At 61.3% G+C, this 22,561-nt stretch carries 18 protein-coding genes and 1 pseudogene; 8 read left to right on the top strand and 11 right to left on the bottom strand.

Going from position 1 to position 22,561, the window contains the following annotated elements:
* Window positions 1–85 precede the first annotated feature (85 nt).
* Both ACTHNE_RS13765 and ACTHNE_RS13770 read right to left on the bottom strand, forming a co-directional pair.
* Window positions 86–541: a lysozyme inhibitor LprI family protein gene (locus tag ACTHNE_RS13765; protein WP_440269556.1), complete on the bottom strand. Its 456-nt coding sequence runs from the start codon at window positions 539–541 to the stop codon at window positions 86–88.
* Entirely contained in the window at window positions 538–3,675 is a 3,138-nt protein-coding gene (locus tag ACTHNE_RS13770) for a LysM peptidoglycan-binding domain-containing protein (protein WP_440269557.1), read from the bottom strand. The genes ACTHNE_RS13765 and ACTHNE_RS13770 overlap by 4 nt, the downstream gene beginning before the upstream one ends.
* A gap of 641 nt (window positions 3,676–4,316) precedes the next feature.
* On the opposite strand from ACTHNE_RS13770, the gene ACTHNE_RS13775 reads away from it, so the two are divergent.
* Both ACTHNE_RS13775 and ACTHNE_RS13780 read left to right on the top strand, forming a co-directional pair.
* Window positions 4,317–5,513: an SGNH/GDSL hydrolase family protein gene (locus ACTHNE_RS13775; protein WP_324942071.1), complete on the top strand. Its 1,197-nt coding sequence runs from the start codon at window positions 4,317–4,319 to the stop codon at window positions 5,511–5,513.
* A gap of 265 nt (window positions 5,514–5,778) precedes the next feature.
* Window positions 5,779–6,207 (top strand): hypothetical protein, encoded by a 429-nt coding sequence (locus tag ACTHNE_RS13780; RefSeq protein ID WP_324942069.1) that lies wholly within the window; start codon window positions 5,779–5,781, stop codon window positions 6,205–6,207.
* Window positions 6,208–6,213: 6 nt separating this feature from the next.
* On the opposite strand, the gene ACTHNE_RS13785 is transcribed toward ACTHNE_RS13780, so the two are convergent.
* On the bottom strand, window positions 6,214–7,104 hold the full coding sequence (locus tag ACTHNE_RS13785) for an SDR family oxidoreductase (RefSeq protein ID WP_324942067.1): 891 nt from the start codon (window positions 7,102–7,104) through the stop codon (window positions 6,214–6,216).
* 150 nt (window positions 7,105–7,254) lie between these two features.
* On the opposite strand from ACTHNE_RS13785, the pseudogene ACTHNE_RS13790 reads away from it, so the two are divergent.
* The 4 genes and pseudogenes from ACTHNE_RS13790 to ACTHNE_RS13805 form a co-directional block, all read left to right on the top strand.
* Window positions 7,255–7,401 (top strand): annotated as a pseudogene (locus ACTHNE_RS13790) (helix-turn-helix domain-containing protein); the annotation flags it as partial.
* Between the two features lie 30 nt (window positions 7,402–7,431).
* Window positions 7,432–8,040, top strand: a complete 609-nt coding sequence (locus tag ACTHNE_RS13795) for an MmyB family transcriptional regulator (RefSeq protein ID WP_440269563.1) — start codon at window positions 7,432–7,434, stop codon at window positions 8,038–8,040.
* A gap of 555 nt (window positions 8,041–8,595) precedes the next feature.
* Window positions 8,596–10,506 carry a hypothetical protein gene (locus ACTHNE_RS13800; RefSeq protein ID WP_440269558.1) on the top strand — a complete coding sequence of 637 codons (1,911 nt, stop codon included), beginning with the start codon at window positions 8,596–8,598 and terminating at the stop codon, window positions 10,504–10,506.
* A gap of 74 nt (window positions 10,507–10,580) precedes the next feature.
* Window positions 10,581–10,865, top strand: a complete 285-nt coding sequence (locus ACTHNE_RS13805) for a pentapeptide MXKDX repeat protein (protein WP_440269559.1) — start codon at window positions 10,581–10,583, stop codon at window positions 10,863–10,865.
* A 259-nt stretch (window positions 10,866–11,124) separates the two neighbouring features.
* On the opposite strand, the gene ACTHNE_RS13810 is transcribed toward ACTHNE_RS13805, so the two are convergent.
* Complete coding sequence (locus ACTHNE_RS13810; RefSeq protein ID WP_324937472.1) at window positions 11,125–12,999, bottom strand: ATP-binding cassette domain-containing protein; 1,875 nt, start codon at window positions 12,997–12,999, stop codon at window positions 11,125–11,127.
* A 271-nt stretch (window positions 13,000–13,270) separates the two neighbouring features.
* On the opposite strand from ACTHNE_RS13810, the gene ACTHNE_RS13815 reads away from it, so the two are divergent.
* On the top strand, window positions 13,271–14,362 hold the full coding sequence (locus ACTHNE_RS13815) for a D-alanyl-D-alanine carboxypeptidase family protein (RefSeq protein WP_440269560.1): 1,092 nt from the start codon (window positions 13,271–13,273) through the stop codon (window positions 14,360–14,362).
* A gap of 102 nt (window positions 14,363–14,464) precedes the next feature.
* Here ACTHNE_RS13815 and metK read toward each other — a convergent pair whose 3' ends face one another.
* The 5 genes from metK to ACTHNE_RS13840 all read right to left on the bottom strand — a co-directional run bounded on the left by metK (window position 14,465) and on the right by ACTHNE_RS13840 (window position 20,122).
* Window positions 14,465–15,664: a methionine adenosyltransferase gene (metK, locus tag ACTHNE_RS13820; RefSeq protein ID WP_324937475.1), complete on the bottom strand. Its 1,200-nt coding sequence runs from the start codon at window positions 15,662–15,664 to the stop codon at window positions 14,465–14,467.
* A gap of 121 nt (window positions 15,665–15,785) precedes the next feature.
* A complete protein-coding gene (locus ACTHNE_RS13825; protein WP_324937476.1) occupies window positions 15,786–16,727 on the bottom strand; it encodes an alpha/beta hydrolase in 942 nt (313 codons plus the stop codon).
* 67 nt (window positions 16,728–16,794) lie between these two features.
* Window positions 16,795–17,625, bottom strand: coding sequence for a class I SAM-dependent methyltransferase (locus ACTHNE_RS13830; protein ID WP_324937478.1), 831 nt, complete (start codon window positions 17,623–17,625; stop codon window positions 16,795–16,797).
* A 165-nt stretch (window positions 17,626–17,790) separates the two neighbouring features.
* The gene (dusB, locus tag ACTHNE_RS13835; RefSeq protein ID WP_440269561.1) at window positions 17,791–18,777 is read right to left on the bottom strand and encodes a tRNA dihydrouridine synthase DusB; all 987 of its coding nucleotides are present in this window, start codon (window positions 18,775–18,777) and stop codon (window positions 17,791–17,793) included.
* Between the two features lie 85 nt (window positions 18,778–18,862).
* Window positions 18,863–20,122, bottom strand: a complete 1,260-nt coding sequence (locus ACTHNE_RS13840) for a nucleoside permease (protein ID WP_324937482.1) — start codon at window positions 20,120–20,122, stop codon at window positions 18,863–18,865.
* A 331-nt stretch (window positions 20,123–20,453) separates the two neighbouring features.
* Between ACTHNE_RS13840 and rhtC the strand changes: the two genes are divergently transcribed.
* Window positions 20,454–21,083, top strand: a complete 630-nt coding sequence (gene rhtC, locus ACTHNE_RS13845) for a threonine export protein RhtC (RefSeq protein WP_324937484.1) — start codon at window positions 20,454–20,456, stop codon at window positions 21,081–21,083.
* A 60-nt stretch (window positions 21,084–21,143) separates the two neighbouring features.
* Here the strand turns inward: rhtC and ACTHNE_RS13850 are convergent, their stop codons facing one another.
* A complete protein-coding gene (locus ACTHNE_RS13850) occupies window positions 21,144–21,740 on the bottom strand; it encodes a uracil-DNA glycosylase family protein (protein ID WP_324937486.1) in 597 nt (198 codons plus the stop codon).
* A partial coding sequence (locus tag ACTHNE_RS13855; RefSeq protein WP_440269562.1) for an FAD-binding oxidoreductase occupies window positions 21,737–22,561 on the bottom strand: 825 nt, incomplete at its 5' end. The genes ACTHNE_RS13855 and ACTHNE_RS13850, both read right to left, overlap by 4 nt.

The raw sequence follows: 22,561 nt of genomic DNA on the forward strand, positions 1-22,561 counted from the left end.
CTGCCGATGCATCTGCAGGATGCCGGCATATCGTCGGCGCTGTTGGCGCCGAGACTTCACGACCCGTCGCAGTGAGAGCCGCAGATCATTTCTGGTTGACGAGCTTCTCGAGCGCCAACGTTCGCTTGATCAAGTCATCCAACTCAAAGCTCTCCGACTCCAGGAATGCAGCGTCTCCGATATCCTCCGGCTGGGCAGCCAAGCGGTGGGCTTCGCTCAAATGATGCTTAAGCCACGCTCGCTGTTCCTGTTGCAATTGAGCCCGCTGCTTGTCCTTGTATCGATGCAGAAGCATCTGATAGGCCGCATTCAATCGCAGATCCCATCTGCCGACTTCAGCTTTATGGCACTCCAACATTTTTTCGGAAGCGCCGGCGGCTTGATCCAGGCACGTACTGAACTCGGCACTCTCCTGTGCGCTTGCATGAAATGCGGCGATGCAAAGGGCGGCGCCAAAAACGCGAAACGATTTGCGGAACACCATGTCGATCTTTGCGTCTCTCTGATTGGGGTAAGGCTTGGGCCAAGTGCCTGCACTCATCCAGTGGATGACGGCGGCGCAGGTAATCCGCTTGCTCCAAGGACTTTCAGCAACTGATCGATCTGGACCGCGGATTGCGGCGCAATCACGCCGGCATCGCCGGGGCCAAGATCAGCCGTGATGAGCGGGCTGCTGCCGGAGGACGGATCATAGCTAATGCCGTTGGGCCCGCGGGAGCTGATGAGATCCTGCACACGCCCCGTTTGACCCATGACATTGCCGAAATTCCGATCGCTGCCAGGATCGGCAGGCGCAAAGCTGCTGACGTCACCCTTGGTGTAATCCAGTTCCGCGTCGAGGTTCTTCGCCAATGTCGCCAACTGATTGACGGGCTGCCCGGCAGGACCGACGGCACCGATCGCATTGTTTGAATCCGGCGTTGCAGCCAGCTGATTCACCCAGTTGACGAACGCGTTGCGCTGGCTCGGGTCCTGCAGGTCGTAGCCCTTGTCCTGCGCATACTTGGTCAACAACATCAGCGGACTGCTGCCCGGTGCGCCGGAGGGCGTGTTGTTGCTGGTCTGCTGAACCAGATCCCATAAGGCATTCTGGCTAAGCCCGCCATAACCGAGGTCTTTGAGGAAGCTCAGCTGGTCGGCGCTGCTCGGCGGGTGCGGGCCTTCGGTGAACAGCATTTGTCCTGCGGAAATCAAGGTCGATCCCCACATCAAGGCACCGGCCATCGGGTCCAGGAAACTGGCAGCACTATCGGCCCCGATGCTTTCCAGCCCCCACTTGGTCACTGTACTTTTCACCGCATCTTTCGCGGCATCGGATTGAACACCGCTCGCGGCCAGGTTCAGGCTCACACCGACCAGGCCTACGGTATTCCCACCACTGATATCCGAACCCAGGCTTTGCAGATTAGTGAACACGCCTACGGCATTGAGCAGCTTGCTGCTCAGCTTGCCCCAATCGGAGTTGCCTTTACCAAAGGCAACAAATGGATTGTCCGAGCTGATTTTGCTGTTGAATAGCAGGGCAACGCTGGCGGCACTCTGGGTATACCCAAGTGCCGTGGTGCAAGCGCTGAAGATATTGCCTGCACTCGGGTCGTTCACCGATGTCTTGAGTGCTTTGAACAAACCGTTGGTGCCGATCAGTAGAGCCATGCTCTTGAGCATAGGCTGGGAGCTATTGGCGAACTGCTTGAGGTTGCTGGAGACCGTGGTTTTCAGATCTTCGTCGGGCGTCTTTGGCGCGAACATGTTCGAGAGATTACTGATGCTGTTCTCGTCGATACCGACCAGGCTGGCCATGGCCGGGTGTTGCTGCACGAAATTCTCCAGATTGCCATGCAATGCCTGGCTGTATTGCGGCGTGCCTGGTGCAAGCCCCGACAAACTTTTGAGCAAAGCAGGCTGGAACTGCGTTTGGATGTAGGTTTGCGTTACTGCAGTGGCGAGCTTGGCGCTGCCGCTATCCAGCTTGAAGAACTGCAACAGCGGATTGGCCTGCGAACCGCTTTTTCCGAGAATCGAGACCGGATCGTTCTGCAAAGCAAAGCCAAGTGCCTGCTGAATCGATTTGTTTCCGGCCAGGCTCTTCAAGGTTGAATTCACCTGAGCAGTCTTCAGGCTATCTGGCAGGCTCTGCAGCTGGACTATGTCATTGGCAAGGAATCGAGCCGAATTTTGCAGGGTCTGTTGATCCTGTTTATACGCGGCCTGCCAGGCAGGTCCCTGCTTGGTAATATAGTTCTGCACAGCCGTGTTGAGCTGCGCGGGCGTCGCGCCGCCGCCCAGATTGGCGACCAGCCAATTGAGATCCGCCGTCTTGGTCTGGTAGTCGCTCAACGCCTGAGTGACGCTGGTGGTGTAACTGCCGCTCGACGTCGCAACGTTGTTCACCGCAGAACACACATCGCCGATCATCCCCTGCGCATCTTTGCCGTCGCCGTTGGCCTGCATTTGCTGGGCGATAGCGATGGCCAGCGCGGGAGAGGCTTGTGTACCCATACCGGTCGGCGACGCGCCGAGCTGGTGTTGCACATCAAGATCGCGCGAGTAAGCGCTTGGCGGCACGTTAGCGGCCTGCAAAACGCCGATTATTTGACCCGACACTTGCTGAGTAAATTGATTGGCCGCCGGCGTATTGGCGCCCAGCGAATCGGCAATGCGGGACATCGACTGGAAACTGCCGGGCAGCGTGCGCCCCAGTGCTTGTTGGCTGGCTACGCTGCCAGGCGACCCCAAGAGCTGGTTGCTTGTAAGCACATTGGAGATCAGCGTCTGCGTCTGTGGCAGCTTGATGATGTCTGCGGCAATGCTCGGCGGCAGGCCGCTGGAGATGCCTGTCCGGCCATTCAACATGTCGGCCAGGCTGGACAGGTTTTGCTGGGCCTGATTGTCCCATGCCGCCACCGTCGGCTGATCACGGTTAACCGGCAGGCTGCCGCTGCTACCTACGGCCGCATCGGCAAACTGATTCACCAGGGGCTGATAGCGTGGGTCGTTACGCACTGCGTCCACTACCTCTGCCGGCTGTCCGGCCAAGGCGTTGGCAAACTGCGTTTCACGCGCGTTGCTGTCGGTGGTGGGCGCGGTAACCTGGCTGAAAATCTTGTCGACCGCATTGGCCTCTGGCGCATTCAAGCCGCTTGCAGCATTACTCAGCCCGCTCTGCACAGAACTGTTGTTGGCAAACGGCGCGAGTCCGCCATAGTGCTGCACGAGACTGTTGATCTCGTTCGGATCCACTGCAGCACCCGCGCGCTGATGGGCTGCAGCCTGAAACTCCAACGCCTGGTCGAGTTGTGTTTGCGCCCGATCCAAATTCAATTGCAGACCCGGATCACCTGGGTCTTGATGCGCGTGCGCGGCAATGATCTGGCTGTTGCGTGTACTGGCTGCCACCTGTTCGTAATTGTTGAGTGCCTGAACAACCGGGTCGTCCGATGGCTGGTCCACTTCCGTTGGCGGCGGCAGTTGCAAACACTGCCCAGGCTGGATCACCACCGCGTGCGGATGTTGCAGGTCCAGATGATTGAGCTGGGCCAGCACTTGCACGGTGGTATGGTGCGCGTCGGCAATGCTCTGCAAGGAATCTCCGGACTGCACCAGGTAGGTCGGCAAGGAGTTATCCGGCGGCAGCGGGAGAATATGGCCGCTGCTTCCGATCGCATTGACAGTCATGCTGGGCCTCCGTGAGCCATGGGCGACAACTGCCGACAGCACACGCGGCAGTAGCGAAGTGACGATGGCGGCGGGGTTGCCGCAAGCCTTGAGCGGCTTTTAATCAAGGTGCCGAGCATCCGCCGCATAAAAGCGGATGACAAGTTAGGGTTTTCCCTGGGTATAGAGAATTTTTTTCGCAACTGATCCATCCATTTGACCAGCGCTCGCTCAGCACAATTGGCTTTGCGATTTTTCGTTCAATTGGCTCTTTCTAGTCGACGCCGATGTCATGACGATGCGGCGTCCCCGCGGGTTATGCAGTAACGATTTGCGATTCCAATGCGCGGGGTTGCCGCTGCGTCGCTACACATGAGCTTCACTCCTGCCCTGCGGGGAAGGTGATTGCTACGAGGGCTGAAATCCAGGCGCGCGGCAACGCCTTGGCAGCAGCTTTCACAACGAATTCACCAGGCGTTTTTTGCGTGTCCGCCCGTCCGGGCGGCGTGTCACTTGCTGTCCAAGCTACTTGAGCCGAACCGTCCAGCAATACACGTGCAAGCCAACATAAAGGAGAAATGGTTATGAGTAACCGCGTATCCCAAAGAGGCACTGGCACTTTTTACTTGTTCGGAAAAGTCATCGCCGTCTTGGCGCTGGTCATGCTTTTGTCGGCAGCCTGCGTGCAACCACCGTGGTTCGCCACCTGGTATGCAGCGCCGCAGAACTACAACATCCTTTTCCCCGGCATTACCGTTCCGCCGCAGGCGATCTCCAATCAATCGATCCGCCAGATTGTCCACACCTCGCATGGTGGCAGCCTGATTCGCATCAAGCTGTCCAATCTGTTCGGAACCGCTCCTGTCACGTTCGGCGAAGCGCGGGTCGCGCGCAGCACGGGCAATGGCGGCATCGATCCCACCACCAATCGCACGCTCCGGTTCGGCGGCATGGGCGCCGTAACGCTTGCTGCCGGCGAGGAACGATGGAGCGATCCGGTCTATCTGCCGGTGCCGACGCAATCGGATCTGGCGATCACCCTTTACGTGCCGCTGAACACGCCCGTCGTTACCACTCACACAATCGGCATGCAAACCAATTACCTGGCGCCCGGCGACCAGGCAGGCGCCTCGGTGATGGGCAATGCCACGGCGACCACCATGTACTACTGGCTGAGCGAGGTTGACGCTTCGACATTCGATGGATCCGATCTGGCGACGCATCCGTACAAGGTGGTGGTGGCATTCGGCGATTCGATCACCGACGGATACGGTTCGACCCCCAGCACCAACCACCGCTGGCCCAACTATCTCGACAATCGCGTGCAGGCCGACGCGGAAGACCTGGGCCGCGCGAGCGTGGTCAACGCCGCCATCGCCGGCAACCGCTGGATCTACGACGGCGTCGGCCCCGCTGGCGTGAAACGCTTCGCCCATGATGTGGCCGGCATCTCGGGTGCTACCCATGTGATGATCCTGCTGGGCATCAACGACATCGGCATCGGCGAGCAAATTCCGCAGCAGAACGTTTCCGCCGACCAGATCATCGCAGCCATGCAGGCGACCATCGCCCAGGCGAAAGCCAGCGGAATCAAGATTTACCTGGGAACCATCACCCCTTACAACGGCGCCTCCTATTACGACACCGCAGGGGAAATGAAGCGCGAAGCCGTGAACGCCTTCGTGCGCTCGGCGAACAATGGCGCCGACGGCGTACTCGATTTCGACCAGGTCGTGCGCGATCCGTCCAACCCCACCGCCCTGTTGCCCGCTTACGACAGCGGCGATCATTTGCATCCCAACGACGTTGGCTACCAGGCGATGGCGAATGCCATCGATCTTGGCGTGCTCGAAAACTGATATTCGACGGCACCAAGCAAGTGATGACGGAGGGCGGCGCCTGCTTCGGCGGCGGCCGCCCTGCTCACGGTGATCGGACTCAAGACGTCCGTTCACCCTCTCCGGCAAAGCGCACTCGTGATCGGTGTTGCCTTAATCAACCCGACATCCGCCGCAAACCTGCGGCGCGACAACTTCACCAGCGCACGGCACGATGCTACCCGCATCTCAACACATGCGACGCCAGAATGTTCTAATCGCCCGCCGTATTTCTTGAGATGCACCGATGGACGCCCTGCCCCCGATTTCCCAGGCAACCAGCCGCCCCAAGTGGAAAGCATGGCTCGCAGCCCTGCTGCTCGGGACCAGCTTCACGGCCCTGTCCGCCCCGCACACGCCGGCGCCTGTTTTCAAGGGCGTCCTCCATGCGCGCGGCCCTCATGGGGTTCAGACCGATATCCGCTTTGCGCCACGTCGCTTGATCGCGCAGGTGCATGAGCCCCATATGTGCGTCCTGCATGCTCATCTCGTGCACGGGGATCCGCACACCAGCCGCTACGCCATCGAGACGCCGCGGGGCGGGCGCTTCTGCGACGAGCTGGTCGGCGGAGAGATTGTGATCCATCCGCGTTCGCGCAACGAGGTGACGGCGGAGTTCCGATCGGCGCGGATGGATTGGTCCGGGAATTTCCGCCGCCACGCGTCGGGCCACTGATCGTTTCTAAGCAACTTGCAGCTGCTCGAGGTCGGCGATCAATCCTGGCCCGGTCGGCTGCCATCCGAGTTGCTTCCGCGTCTGTTCGCTGGATGCGGGTGAATCGCGCCCGGCGAACATGGCGAGCCATCCGAAAAAGCTCTGCGCTTCCTCGGGCGTGATGGATTTGACCGGCAGGTTCAGGCGCGCACCAAGCGTTTGCGCAATGTCGCGCAGCGCTACGCCCTCTTCCGCAACCGCGTGATACTTCGCGTTCGGTTCGGCTTTCTCGATCGCCAGCCGGTAGAGACGGGCCACATCCAGAACGTGCGCGGCCGGCCAGCGGTTGTACCCCTCTCCGATATAGGCACAGGCGCCCTTCTCACGAAATATCGTAATGGCATAGCTGATAAGGCCCTGCCTTACTGGATCGTGGACTTGCGGCAGCCGCATCACCGATACATTGACGCCTTCAGCAGCCACCGCAGCGGCGGCTTCTTCCGATGCGCCGCGTGGAATGATATCGGCGCCGAGCGTCGCGTTGTCTTCCGTGGCCGGTTCGCCGGGGGCGGTGTTCGCCAAGCCGGTTCCGGAGGTCACGATCAACGGACGATCGGAGCCTTTCAGGACAGAACCGAGCGCGAGCACGACACGGCGATCGTGCTCGCAGTTGGCCGCGAAATTCGAGAAGTCGTGCTTGAAGGCCAAATGGATGACGCCGTCCGCCTGGGCGGCGCCCGCCTTGAGGCTGTCGATGTCATCGAGCGATCCGTGAAGGACCTCGGCGCCGGCCGCCGCCAGCGCCGCCGCCCTGTCATCCGAGCGGCAAAGGCCGACTACCTGATGGCCTGCCCCGATCAATTCCTTGACCAGCGGCATGCCGATAAAACCAGTGGCTCCTGTGACGAATATGCGCATAACCCAATCTCCAGAGTGTTTCCGCAGACAACTCTCCATGCTGGGTTTATGCTAGTAAAGTAGTGAAATTATCCTGTTATAAAGGCTAATAGGATGGACGCAAAAACCAGGCACGAAAATCAACTCGGCCATTATCTGCAGACCCGCCGCATGAAACTGGATCCGGCCGCACTGGGTTTTCCATTGGAGCGTCGGCGCACGCCAGGCTTGCGCCGCGAAGAAGTGGCGCAACGCGCGAATATCAGTCCCACCTGGTACACATGGCTCGAACAAGGTCGCGGCGGTGCGCCATCGGCCGATGTGCTCGATCGCATTGCGCATGCGTTGATGCTGACCGAGATCGAACGCGAACATCTGTTTTTGCTCGGCTTGGGTCGCCCGCCGGAAGTGCGCTATCAAAAAAAGGATGGCGTCACGCCGCGGCTGCAGCGCGTGCTGGACGCGTTGGACCCAACCCCCGCCATCATCAGGACCGCCACGTGGTACGTGGTCGGCTGGAATCGCGCCGCCACGGCGATGATCATGGATTACGACGCGCTGCCACCGGAACAGCGGAATATTCTTCGCTTTATCTTTCTCGATCCGCGCACCCGCGCATCGCCATCCTGGGAAAGCGTGGCGCGGTTCGTGTTGGGCGCATTTCGCGTGGATGCCACCCGCGCCGGCGCCGTCCACGAGGTGGAAGCCCTGGTCGAGGAACTGAGCCGACTCAGCCCGGAGTTCAGAACGATGTGGCGCGAGAACGATGTGCAAGGCCCGCACGGCGAACGCATCAAGCAGATGCAACATGCCGTGCTGGGTACGATCGCTTTTGAGTATTCGGTTTTTGCAGTGGATGGCCGGCCTGATTTGAGCATGGTGGTTTATAACCCGACCAGGACTGAAGATCTTGAGCGGATTGCGTCGCTCGTGGGGATAAAGGCGCCCTCGGAGTGACGCTCAATATGAAGTCGGAGCCAATGGTTCGATGGCTCAGCAAAATCAAAAGATATCTGCACTGAGCGCGATCTTTTAAATCACCTCGCCGTCATTCCGGCAAAGGCAATTTTTTGCCTTGCAAATCACGCTACCGATTCGTCATTCCAGCGAAAGCTGGAATCCAGTGTCTTTTACGCTATGCAAGTCACTTCTCCCAGCTTTCGCTGGGATGACGAACGTTTTAGCTATTTCTGCAAGCCGTGCGAAAATTTTCCCTGGGCAGCAGTGGGCGAAGGCCGGAATCCACGGCCAGTACGAAGCATGGATTCCGGCCTCCGCCGGAATGACGATGAGGTAGTAGCAATTTTCACAGCACCCTATCGCTCCCGCTCTCAGCATCCTCTTTGCAGCAAACGGCCACTCCACTGCAGCAAACGGTGTATGTAGACCCCGCCCGCGCCCATACACTCGTTTGCGCAACATCAGCATGTCTGGTGCTCGAACCCAAAGCGGGACACTATGCGCGCCACAACCACGAAGAGCCGGGCGTTCTCTGCTGCAGTCACAGCCGTCGTGGTCGTCCATACGGCCACAGCCAACGCCCAGCACGCCGCCGACAATCCCGTCTCTTCCGCCGATGACGCGTACGGATTGAAGCTCGGACTGGAATCAGTGGGCATCTACAGCCCTGGCCTGGTGCGCGGATTCAATCCACAAGCCGCAGGCAATGTGCGCATCGACGGTCTTTACTTCGATCAACAAGGTGCCTTGTCAGAGCGTGTTATCGAGGGTTCGACCATCAAGGTCGGCGTGAGTGAAATCGGCTATGGCTTTCCTGCACCGACCGGCATCGTGGATTACGACCTCCGCCATGCCGAAGGCGACACGCCCCGCGGGACGATCATTGCCAAGGTCGGCCCCTATGAGGCACGCGGTGTCAGTGTCGATGGCAGCCTGCCCTTGATGGGGAACGAGCTCGTCCTGCCGATGGGCGTGAGCACGCAAGTCAGCACGCAGACCTCGTCTTACGGCCCCTATCCTGGCTACACGTCGAATGTAACGAGCATTGGTGCAACGCCGCTGTGGTCGCCGAACGACCGGATCACGCTGCGCGCGATCGTCGATTGGCAGCAAACGAACGCCGCAAAAACGTTTCCGCTGTTCTTCACGGCCGGCGATTTTCCGCCGTCCTCCATATCCAACAACTACTTCGGCCAAAACTGGGCCAAAGGCCGCAACCTGACGATGAATCTGGGCGCCATCGCCTCTGCGCAGTTGACCAGGACGTGGCTGCTGAAGGCGGGTGTCTTTCGTTCCATCAGCGATTACCCCATCAGCTATGCGGATCTGTATACCGACATCCAAGCGAATGGCCAATCCAGGCATCTGGTGGTGGGCTATCCCGATCAGGACACCGCTTCCAACTCCGGCGAGCTGCGCCTGTCGGGCGTATTCACCAGGAGCGATTGGCGCGAGCAGCTGACCTTCATGGCGCGTGGGCGCGACACTAAGGCGCGTTACGGCGGCGAGGATGTCATCGATGAGGGCCAGGCTGCGATCAGCACGCTGGTCCAGTTGCCGAAGCCGGACTTCATCTATTCGGCGCGCACGGATGATCGTGCCAAGCTGTGGAGCGTGGGCTCGGCGTATCATGTTGATTGGCGTCAGCGTGCCGAATTCGAACTGGGCATCCAGGACGAAAACTATCGCGAGACGGTCAGCGCACCCGGAACGCCGGAATCGAATGTGTCCGCGCATACGCCTCGCGTTTACAGCAACGTCGCCGTTGCGCTCGCTCCGCAATGGACAGCCTATGCCGGATATACCCAGGGGCTCGAGAATTCCGGCGCCGCGCCCAACTCCGCCCGGAACAGTGACGCGGTGCTTCCCGCATCCAAGACCTGGCAAATCGATGCGGGCATACGTTATGCCGTGACGCCCAAGTTCAAGATCACAGCAGGCGTTTTCGAACTCCAGAAACCATACTTCAATCTGGATGCCAACAACGTCGACCGGGAGCTTGGCGTGCAGCGCGCCAAAGGTGTCGAGCTTTCCATTGCGGGCGAGTTGTTCAAATACCTGCACGTCAATATCGGCGTACTCGATGGCAGGGTCAGCATTCTCGGGCCGAACCTGGCCGCCGAGCAGGTCGGCTCCGTTGCCGTCGGCCAACCGCTGCTGACATACGTGGCCAACGTCAATTACGTCCTTTGGTGGCTGCCGGCCGCATCGCTGGATGTATCGGCCACCCATTTCGGCGCCGCGCCGGCGAGCATCGACAACGGTGTTTATGCACCTGCGGTGACGCGGGTGAATCTCGGCGGGCGATATCAATTCACGGCCTTCGGCAAGAACAGCAGCCTTCGCCTGCAGATCCAGAACATTCTGGCGGCCAAGGAATGGACGACCCAATACACGCCCGGCTTTTTCCAATGGCCGCAACCCAGGACTGTTTTTGCTTACCTCACCACGGATCTTCAATGACGCGTTTTTGGTTCTCACCGCGCACGGTAGCAGCCGTGCGCATTTTTCCACTCCAACCTAGCTAGGAGTTAGCCATGAAAAACGTAAATTCCATCGTGCTTGGCATGTGTCTGGTTTTTGGCGCGGGCAGCGTGCTTGCGCAAGATAATGGGAAGGTTCCGGACTCGATGGGCCATGACCAGACGATCCCGACCGCCAAGGCGCACGATGGCATGAAGAAAGGCGCGATGGGGCACGATGCGATGAAGATGCATACGATGTCCAAGGATCATATGGCGAAAGATGGGATGTCCAAGGACGGCAAGGATGGCGGGATGATGAAAAAGGATGATGCGATGGGGAGTGGTTCGCAGCATTAATTCCAATGGCGCTGCCTTGAAATATCGTCGCCCCGGCGAAAGTCGGGGCCCAGCGACTTTAAAAATTTCGGTAGCCGCAACTCCAACTTGCATTGTCGTCATTCCGGCGAACGCCGGAATCCAGTTTGAATACATCGTGCGAAGCACACAAAAATTTTTATATCGTGTGCTTCGCACGTTATTTTTGACTGGATTCCGGCCTTCGCCGGAATGACGATAAGGCAGGCTGAAGATCACGCGCTGTACGAGCGCCTCTGGACTAGCCTTCCAGCTCGGCCCAACGCGCATAAGCCATTTCCAGCTCCGCCTGCATCTTCGCCAATGCATCGTTTGCGCGCTGAATGGCAGCGTTGTCCTGCTGGTAGAACGACGGATCGTTCATCGCCTCGGCATGCTTGGCCACTTCCGCTTCGAGCTGTTCGATGCGTGCGGGCAGTTGCTCCAGCTCGCGTGCGTCCTTGTAGCTGAGCTTGCGCTTCGGCTTTTCGCTGCTGGGCGCAGCGGCTGGCGTTTCCACCTTCTTCGCCACCGGTGCTGTTGCTTCAACAGCGACGAGCCCAGCCGGTTTCTGCCGCAGCCAATCGCTATAACCGCCCACGTATTCGCCGACCCTGCCGTCGCCTTCCAGCACCAGCGTGCCGGACACCACGTTGTCGAGGAATTCTCGGTCATGCGACACCAGCAGCAGGGTGCCCTTGTATTCGGTCAGCAGTTCTTCCAGCAGTTCCAGCGTTTCGACGTCGAGGTCGTTGGTCGGTTCGTCCATCACCAGGAGGTTGGACGGCTGCGCAAACAGTTTGGCCAATAGCAGGCGATTGCGTTCACCGCCTGAGAGACGTGTGATCGGCGCGCGGGCGCGTTCGGGCGAGAACAGGAAATCCTGCAGATAACCGATGATGTGCTTGCGCTGGCCGTTGAGCTCGATGTACTCGCGGCCTTCGGCCACGTTGTCCAGCGCGTTCAGGCTGTCGTTGAGCTGCGCGCGATGCTGGTCGAAATAGGCGATTTCCAGGCCGGTGCCGAGCGAAACCTCGCCGCGCTGCGGCTTCAATTGGCCGAGCAGGATTTTCAGCAGCGTGCTCTTGCCGGCGCCATTGGGACCGATGATGCCGATGCGATCGCCACGCATGATGGTGGTGCTGAGATCATCAATCAGCACGCGATCGCCATACGCCTGATGCACGTGCTGCAGTTCGATCACCTTCTTGCCGGACGCCTGCGCATTGGCCAGCGACATCTTCGCGTTGCCGCCCAGTTCGCGCCGCTCGGCACGTTCGCGACGCAACGCCTTCAAGGCGCGTACGCGGCCTTCGTTGCGCGTGCGGCGCGCCTTGATGCCCTGGCGAATCCATACTTCTTCCTGCGCCAGTTTCTTGTCGAACAAGGCGTTCGCCTGCGCTTCGGCATGCAGGCGTTCTTCGCGGCGGCGCAGGTAGTTGTCGTAATCGCCGGGCCAACTGGTGAGCTGGCCGCGATCGATTTCGACGATGCGCGTGGCGAGTGCGCGCAGGAAGCTGCGGTCATGGGTGATGAATACGATGCTGCCGTCGAACTGCTTGAGGAATCCTTCGAGCCAGCCGATCGCCTCGATATCCAGGTGATTGGTCGGTTCGTCCAGCAGCAGCACGCCAGGCTTGCGCACCAGCGCTTGCGCAAGCAATACGCGGCGCTTCATGCCGCCGGAGAGCGCAGCGAAATCAGTGTCCGCAGGAAGCTCAAGTTTTTCTAGCACGTCGCTGACGCGGCGATCCAGGTCCCAGCCGTGCTGCGCTTCGATCTGGTTCTGCACCTCGCCCAGCGCATCGAAATCGCCTTCGGCGAGCAGATGGTGGTAGCGCGCCAGCAGATGGCCGAGATCGCCCAAACCGTCGGCGACGACATCGAACACGCTGCCGGCGGTGGCTTGCGGCACTTCCTGCGCCATGCGTGCGACGACGACGCCGTTTTGCACGCGCACTTCACCGTCGTCGGGCTGCAATTCCCCGGCGATCAATTTCATGAGGGTGGATTTGCCTTCGCCGTTGCGACCGACGATGCACACGCGCTCGTTGGCGTCGACGGTCAGATCGACGTGTTCGAGCAGAAGAGGGCCGCCGACGCTGAAGTCGACGCGCTGAAGTTGGATCAGAGGCATGGCGGCATTCTACTGGCTCGCTCCTTGCTTTCCTCATTCGTGGCGATGGAAAGCCATCGCTAAAGGAACTGGCGCATGATGGCGATACCGTTACTGAGGTGTCGCCGTCACGGCGACATAACGAAATTTTACGCCGCGAGCGGATGTTAAAATTTACAAAAACATGTACTTAGCATGGCCGATTAAAGTGTTTCCTCTGGCAATCACAGTCGCCATGCATTAAGGTTGCACCACGCGGGGGCAGTTCCGCGGTGCTGGGAGTTTAGAGGCCGTGGCGATCATTCAATCCATTCAGCCAGTGCCGTTGCCGAATCGGCTATGGAGTCTGTTCGCTGCGTTGCTGTGCCTGTTCGGTCTTGCCGGTTTCGCCGGCGTCGCGCACGCGGGCTATGCCGCCATCGTGATCGATCCGGCCACCGGCGAAGTGCTCAACGCGGTCAATGCGGACGAGCAGAACTATCCGGCCTCGCTCACCAAGATGATGACCCTGTACCTCACCTTCCAGGCGCTGCAGAACGGCAAGCTGAAGGTGGACCAGGATCTGCCCGTATCCAGCTGGGCCGCGTCCCGCGCGCCGACCAAGCTCGGCCTGCGCAACGGCCAGACCATTTCGGTGAACGACTGCATCCTCGGCATGGTGACCAAGTCGGCCAACGACGCCGCCAGTGTCATCGCCGAAAGCCTCGGCGGCAGCGAAGGGCATTTCGCCGACATGATGACGGCCCAGGCCGCACTGCTCGGCATGAGCGCCACGCATTTCGCCAATGCCAGCGGCTTGCCGGACCCGAACAACACTTCCACGGCGCGCGACATGGCCAGGCTCGCCATCGCGCTGTACCGTGATTTTCCCCAGTACGCGCACTATTTCTCGACCGAGGAATTCGTGTTCCGCGGCCAGCTCATCCGCGGCCACAACAACCTGATGGATCGCTATCCGGGCATGGACGGCCTGAAAACCGGTTTCACCGACGCCTCCGGCTTCAACCTGGCCTCCACCGCGGTGCGCGACGGCCGTCGCCTGTTCGCCGTGGTGCTGGGTGGCCGCAGCGCCTCGGCGCGCGACAACTTGATGGCGCGCCTGCTGGATGACGGCTTCGATCACCAGGTGACGCCAGATACACTGGTCGCCCAGGCCGGTATGCCGAGCAGGGCGCACCGCGTGCTGGCGGCTTTGTCGCCGATCGGCACGGCCGAGGCCGACGAAACCGCTCCGGCCCATCGCCGCGCGTCGCGCAGCTGTACGGCGCATCGCGGCAAGAGCTGCCCGCGGGTGGCCAAGTCCCATTCCAAGTCCGGCACCCGGCTGGTCCATCGCAAGAGCAAGAAGGTGATGCTGGCTTCTTCGGCGGACAATAAAGACTAAGCAACAATAAAGCGGCGCCGGTACTCGACACTGGCATCGCACGTACAAGAAAAAACCCCGCGGCATGCCGCGGGGTTTTTGTTTGGATCGAAGCGCTCGGGCTTACTTGAGCTTGGCATCCGCGCGCAGCGCTTCGGCCTTGTCCGTCTTCTCCCAGGAAAACGCGGTGAAGGTCTTGCCGTCCGGGCCCTTCACTTCGTATGGCGTGCGGCCGAAGTGGCCGTAGCTGGCGGTCTGCTGGTACATCGGGTGCACCAGGTCCAGCATCTTGATGATGCCGTAGGGGCGCAGGTCGAAGTGCTTGCGGATCAGCTTTTCGATCTTGTCGTCGCCGATCTTGCCGGTGCCGAAGGTGGTGACCGAGATCGAGGTGGGCTCGGCCACGCCGATGGCGTAGCTCACTTGCACTTCGCAGCGGTCGGCGATGCCGGCGGCCACGATGTTCTTGGCCACGTAGCGCGCGGCGTAGGCGGCCGAACGGTCCACCTTGGACGGATCCTTGCCGGAGAACGCGCCGCCGCCGTGACGAGCCCAGCCGCCGTAGGTGTCGACGATGATCTTGCGGCCGGTCAGGCCGCAGTCGCCCACCGGGCCGCCGATCACGAACTTGCCGGTCGGGTTGATGTGGAACTTGGTGTTCTTGTGCAGCAGCTTGGCCGGCAGCACGGGCTTCAAGATGTGCTCGCGCACGGCTTCGATCAGATCCTTCTGCTTCACGCTCGTGTCGTGCTGGGTAGACAGCACCACGGCGTCGATCGCGGTGGCCACGCCGTCTTCATAGCGCAGGGTGACCTGGCTCTTGGCGTCCGGGCGCAGCCACGGCAGGGGCGAGTTCTTCTTCTTGCGGACCTTGGCCTGCTGTTCCACCAGGCGGTGCGAGTAATAGATCGCCGCCGGCATGAAATCCTTGGTTTCGTTGGTGGCGTAGCCGAACATCAGGCCCTGGTCGCCGGCACCCTGTTCCTCGGGCTTCTTGCGGTCCACGCCCTGGTTGATGTCGGGCGACTGCTTGCCGATCAGGTTCAGCACGCCGCAGGTCTCGCCGTCGAAGCCGACGTCGCTGGAGTTGTAGCCGATGTCCATGATCACCTTGCGGGTGAGCGCTTCCAGGTCGATCCACGCGCTGGTGGTGATTTCGCCGGCGACGATGGCCACGCCGGTCTTCACCATGGTTTCGCAGGCCACGCGAGCGCGCTGATCCTGGGCGAGGATCGCGTCGAGCACGGCGTCGGAGATCTGGTCGGCGACCTTGTCCGGATGGCCTTCGGAGACCGATTCGGAGGTGAAGAGGTAGTTGCTCATCGTGGCTTATATCCTTCTTTACGGATAAAGAGATGGAAAGGGGAACTGCGCATGATACACGCACTCCCTCCGGGTTTCACCGCCCAGTCTGGCATATCCGTATGACGGGTGAAGGGCAGGTTCAGGCCGGCGGCGGCGAATGGACGTCCAAACGGCCATGGGCGGGTGCGGCCGCCGGATGCTCGTGGATAAAGCGCAGCACATCCTGGAGCGTGGGCGCCTCGGCGCGGAACGGCCGGGACAGGGCGAACACCAGCGCGTTATGGCTCACGCCCGCATACAGGCGCAAGCTGACGGCGTCGTGCCGCGCCTGCAGCACACGGGCCAGGGACAGCGCGTTGGCCGGCGCCACTTCGCGATCGGCCTGGCCCTGCAACAGCAGCATCGGCGGCTCGGCGCCGTGCACGAAACGCACCGGCTGCGCGCGGGCCTGAGCGATCGCATCGCGTCCGAACATGCCGAGCATGTCTTTCTCGTTGGCGGGGATCGGCATGAAGTCGTAGCAGCCGGCCAGGCCGATAAAACCCGCCAGCTGGCCCGGACGCAAATCATACGGCGCCAGCCAGGAAGGATCGGTCACCAGCAGGGCGCCGATCTGCCCGCCGGCCGAATGGCCCATTACGAACACATCGTCCGGTGCGCCGCCCTCGGCTTGCGCGTGCCGGTAGGCCCACGCCACCGCGCGCGCCGCGTCCTGCATGAATCCATCCATCTTTACCTGCGGATACTTGCGGTAATCCGGAATCACCACCACCACGCCGCGCGACGCCAACGCGGTGCCCACGAAGCGGTACCACGCCCGTTCGCCGCGCACCCAGCTGCCACCGTAGAAAAACACCACCAACGGCGCATGCACCACGCCGACGGGGCGATAGATGTCCAGTTTCAGATCATGCGCGGCGTCGAACACGATGCCGCGCTGCGTTTCGATGCCGGCGCGCCGGTCGGTGGCGTTCAGGCCGGCGAACAGGCTGGCTTCGCAGCCGCTGAGCAACAGGGCCGCGCCCAGCAGCAAGGCGCGAAACATGAGGCTCAACGGACGGCGATGAGAGGGATCGGGCATGACGCGACCGCGAAAGGCGATCCACGCATGATGCCTGCATCGCACCCGCAAGGGTTTGCGGCAGCGGTTAATAGACGTTGGCGCGCGCCTGCACGAAGGCAAAGAAGAACACCGCATTGGGATCGTTGCGCACCGCCTGCAACTCGTTGCGCATGCCTTCCACCGTAGCCGCGTCGGTCTTGCCGGTTCCGATCAGCTGCTCCGCGGCGGACAGCAGCAATTCTTCCCAGAACTCGATCATCTGCTTGCGCCGTCCCGGTTGGCGGTTGTCCAGGTGCACGTTCTTCACTTCGGTCTGCACGTCGCGGTAGCCGCCGGCCAGCAGCAGGTTGCCGAGCTTGGCGCCGATGAAGGGATCGCCGCCGCTGTCGTACTGGTGATCGTTGAAGGCCATCCAGTAGCGCAAGAGGTTGGGCGAATACGGATCGAGAAAGAAGGAGGAATTGAGCACCTCGGTGATGTAGATGACCGCACCCGGCGCAAGCACGCGACGCACTTCACTGAGCACGCGCGCGGGGCTCGGAACATGCTCCAGCACCCAGCACAAATAGGCCGCGTCGAAACTGCGATCGGCAAAGGGCAGGTCGGCCGCATCGGCCTGGCGCAACGCAAAGCGCGATGCGCACCAGGCTTTGCCGGAAAGATGCTGTTCGGCCGCGGCCAGTTGGGTGGGCGAGCGGTCGATACCGGTGACGTGCAGATCCGGAAAACGCCGCAGCAGGATTTCCGTCTGCGCGCCCACGCCGCAACCCACCTCCAGCAGGCGGGTCGCGCCGCTGTAGTCGATATGGCTGAACAAGGTGCTTTCGAACATGCGCGCCTGGCGAACCAGGCGCGATTGCTCGTCTTCGGAAAAGCCGTGGATATAGGGAAAATCACCGGTGGCGATGCTGTTCATGGCTGCGCCCGCGCAACGAGTTGGATGACGGAACGATCGCAAGGTACACGTTACTCCAGCCCGGCGCCGCGCGCGTGTGCAAGCGCGCCCTGAAAACAAAAAAAGCCGGCAGCTCGGCTGGCGGCATTCCCGCTGTCAGACCGCTGCGCAGAAGAGGGAAGGTGTTCAGGCGGCGATGCGCCAGCTTTCCTGCAGGGCCTGGAAATACGTGCGCGTGAGGCGAATTTGTTCGTGCGCGCTTTCGGCTCGATTGACTACGTTGCGAAACGCCGCGTTTTCCGGGCGGTCCTTCGCGTACCAGCCAAGATGCTTGCGCGCGATACGCACACCGGCCTGTTCGCCGTAGAACGTATGCAGATGTTCAAGATGGCCGAGCATGATGTCCGCCACTTCTTGCGGCGACGGCTCGGGCAATAGTTTGCCGGTGGCGAGGTAATGCGCGATCTCGCGAAAGATCCACGGACGGCCTTGCGCGCCGCGCCCGATCATCACCGCGTCGGCGCGCGTCACTTCAAGCACGTGCCTGGCCTGTTGCGGCGTGGTGATGTCGCCATTGGCCAGTACTGGAATGCGCACCGCCGCCTTCACCGCTGCAATCGTTTCGTATTCGGCTTCGCCTTCGTATTTGTCGGCGCGCGTGCGGCCATGCACGGCCAAAGCGGCGATGCCATTGTCTTCGGCAATGCGGGCGATGCTGAGCGCATTCTTGTGCTCGCGATCCCATCCGGTGCGGATCTTCAGCGTGACCGGCACATCCACGGCATCCACCACGGCTTTTACGATGCGTGCTACCAGCGGCTCGTCCTGCAGCAGCGCCGAGCCCGACCATACGTTGCACACCTTCTTCGCCGGGCAACCCATGTTGATATCGATCAGCTGCGCGCCATGCGCCACGTTGAAGCGCGCGGCTTCGGCGAGCATCGCCGGATCGTAACCGGCGATCTGCACGCTGACTGGCTCGGGCTCGCCATCGTGATCCATGCGCTTAAGCGACTTGCGCGTCTGCCACAGGCGCGGATCGGCGGTGGTCATTTCCGACACGGCCAAGCCCGCGCCCAGCCGTTTGCACAGCAGGCGGAAAGGCTTGTCGGTGACCCCGGCCATGGGCGCGAGCACCACGGGCGGGTCGATGCGGTAGGGGCCGATCTGCATCCAGCTATTGTAATGCCCGTAGGTTGGGGTGCTAACCCCAACGCGAGGTAGATGGCCCTGTTGGGGTTTGTACCCTGACCTACGGTCAATGCGCGGGCACGCCCTCAATCGCTTCGGGCGCGTGCTTGTGCTTGAACAAGAACACGAACAGCACTGCCACCACCAGCGAATAGGCCGCGAACGTAAGCCAGATGCCGTGCCAGTCCAGCGAGTGATCGGGCCGGGTAAAATAGGCGTCGATCACCAGGCCGCTGATCGAGCTGCCCAGCACGGCGCCGATGCCATTGGTCATCAGCATGAACAGGCCTTGCGCGCTGGCGCGGATGGCCGGATCGCTCTGGCCTTCCACGAACAGCGAGCCGGAGATGTTGAAGAAGTCGAACGCCATGCCGTAGACGATGCACGACAGCACGATCATCCACAGGCCGTTGCCCGGATCGCCGAACGCGAACAGGCCGAAGCGCAGCGTCCACGCCAGCATGCTGATCAGCATCACCGTCTTGATGCCGAAACGCTTGAGGAAGAACGGAATGGCCAGGATGAACAGCGTTTCCGACACCTGCGAAATCGACATGATGATGGCGGGATAACGCACCGCGATCAGGTCCTTGTACGCATCCACGTGCGCGAAATCATGCAAGAACGTGTCGCCATAGGCATTGGTCAATTGCAGCGCCGCGCCGAGCAACATCGCAAAGATGAAGAACACCGCCATCTTGGTCTGCTTGAACAGCGCAAACGAAGTAAGGCCGAGCGCATCCAGCCAGCTGCGGTGATCCACGCCGCGCAGACGGGGCGGGCAAGGCGGTAGGGTAAAGGCGTAAATGCCCAGCAGCAGCGACGCGCCCGCCGCCACATAGAACTGGCCCGTGGTGGTTTCCAGGTGCAGCAGGCTCACCATCCACATTGCGGCGATAAAACCGACCGTGCCCCATACGCGAATCGGCGGATACACGCGCACCACGTCCGCGCCGTCGCGCTTGAGCGCGTTGTAGGCCACCGTGATCGCCAGCGAGATGGTGGGCATGTAGCACATCATGTTCAGCAGCATCACCCAGAACAGCGTGCCGGGGTGATCGATGGTCGGCACCACGCACAGCACAGCGGCGCCGGCAATGTGCAAGCAGCCATACAGGCGCTCGGCGCGGATCCATTTGTCCGCAACGACGCCCAGGATCGAGGGCATGAACAACGAGGCCAGGCCCATGGTGGAAAAGATCGCGCCGAACTGCGCGCCCGACCAATGCCGGTTCTGGAACCAGTACGCGCCGATGGTGATCAGCCACGCGCCCCAGATGAAGTACTGCAGGAAGTTCATCGCGATGAGTCGCAGCTTCAGGCTCATGGGTATTGTTTTTCCCCTGTAATGCGCGGGTGCCCCGCATCATCGGTCATGCTTGTCGGTACCTTACCGTCATTCCGGCGAAGGCCGGAATCCAGTCTGGCACGCGCGCGAAGCGCACCGAATCTTGCCTGGCGTGCTTCGCACAACGTATTTGAACTGGATTCCGGCCTTCGCCGGATGACGGGAGGCGTCGTTTGTAACGTCCAGGCGCTGTCGCGCCCGATGCTTTCGCAGCGTAGAGGAAGCGCGGCCCGGCGGGCAAGGTTCGCCGCGGCAGCTGTGGCCGGCCGGACGATGCCGCTAAACTCCGTCCAGTTCGCCGGAGCGACCCATGAGCCTGTTCATCACCATTGCGATCGTCCAGATCATCGCCCTGATGAGCCCGGGGCCGGATTTCTTCTTCGTTTCGCAGACGGCGGTCAGCCGCTCGCGGCATGAGGCGATGGCGGGCGTGGCCGGCATCACGCTCGGCGTGGCGATGTGGGCGGCGCTGGCGCTGCTGGGCCTGCAGCTGCTATTGCATCGACTGCTCTGGCTGGAGCGGCTGATTGCCGTGTGCGGCGGCCTTTACCTGTGCTGGATGGGCCTGAAAATGCTGCGCGGCGCGTTGGTCAAGCCAGCGCAGAGCCCGGCGGCGGAACCCGTGCAGGTGTTTGCCGGTGCCTGGCGTTCGCTGCGCAACGGCTTGTTCACCAACCTTGCCAATCCGAAAGTGGTGATTTATTTCGGCAGCATCTTCTCCGCCTTCGTGGGCACGGGCGTGTCATCGGCCGCGCGCTGGGGGCTATGGGCGATGGTGGTCGCCGAGACCTTCCTGTGGTTTTCATTCGTGGCGGGATGTTTTGCGTTGCCGGTCATGCGCCGTGGCTATTTGCGTATCAGCCGCTGGATCGATGGTTGCGCCGGTGCGGTGTTCATGTTGTTCGGCTTGCACCTGATCTTCTCGCGACGCGCCGTGTAATGCGTAGGCTGGGATGCAATCCCAGCGTTCATTGCATCGAAGCTGGGAGTTCATCCCAACCTACGGAAGCAACGCGCGAGATACTTCATTGCGCAACACAGGAATCAGCTCCGCCTCGAACCACGGGTTGCGCTTTAGCCACAAACGGTTGCGCGGACTGGGATGCGGCAACGGCAATACGCCGCGCGCCAGATGCTCGCGCCACGACAGCATGGTCTCGGTAAGCGAAGCGCCACGCGTTTCGCCCAACAGGCCGGCCTGCGCGTATTGCCCGATCGCTAGCGTCAGCCGCACCTGCTTCAACAGCGGCAGCAGTCGTGGATGCCAGGTTGGCGCACACTCGGGCCGTGGCGGCAGATCGCCACCACGGCCGCTGCCTGGAAAGCAGAAACCCATCGGCACGATCGCGATGCGCTTTGCGTCGTAGAACGTATCGCGATCCACACCGAGCCAATCGCGTAACCGATCACCGCTGACGTCATTGAATGGAATGCCGGTCGCGTGAACCTTGCGCCCGGGCGCCTGGCTGACGATCAGCAGGCGCGAGGATGCGCTGGCTTGCAGTACGGGACGCGCTCCGTCCTGCAACTGCGCTTCGCACAGGCGGCATGCACGGATGTCGGCAAGCAGCGCCTGAAATGCGTTTCTTTTCGTCACGGCAGCAATTTGCCCGGATTCATGATGCCGTCCGGGTCGAAGGCGGCTTTCACGTTGCGCATCAGTTCGAGTGCGGCGGGCTCCAGCGCCAGCGGCATGAATTCGCGCTTGACCAGGCCAATGCCGTGCTCGCCGGAAAGCGTGCCTTGCAGCGCGATTACCATGGCGAACACGTCGGCGAGGCACGCGTGGGCGCGTTCACGCTCGGCATCGTCACGCGGCAGCAGGTTTACGTGCAGGTTGCCGTTGCCGGCGTGGCCGAAGGTCACGATCAGCACATCATGCTTGCGCGAAAGTTCACGAATGCCGTTCACCAGCTCAGGCAGTCGGCTGACCGGTACGACCACATCTTCGTTGATCTTGTTGGGCGAGATGGTGCGTTGTGCCGGTGACAGGGCTTTGCGTGCCGACCATAAGGCCTGGGTTTCCTCGGCGGTGTGGGCGATGCGCAAATCTTCCAGGCCTTCTCCACGTGCGGCGTGGGAAACAGCGTCGACGGCAGAGGGTAAGGTGTCGGGCTCGCCATCCACTTCGATCATCAACATCGCACCTGCCAGCGGCACGTCGCCGCCGCCATGATCGCGCGCAAGCTTCAGTGCGACATCGTCAATGAATTCCAATGCGCACGGCGTCACCGGCTGCGCCATGATGCGCGCCACCGCATGCGCGGCGCTGCTTACATCGCGGTATGTGGCGCGCAGCGTGCGCAAGCCGGAAGGCTTCGGCGTGAGCTTGAGCGTGGCTTGCGTGATCAGCGCAAGCGTGCCTTCCGATCCGATCAGCAAGCGCGTGAGGTCATAGCCCGTCGCGCCTTTGCTGGT

The sequence above is a fragment of the Dyella sp. genome, from assembly GCF_051954575.1.
Classification (GTDB): domain Bacteria; phylum Pseudomonadota; class Gammaproteobacteria; order Xanthomonadales; family Rhodanobacteraceae; genus Dyella_B.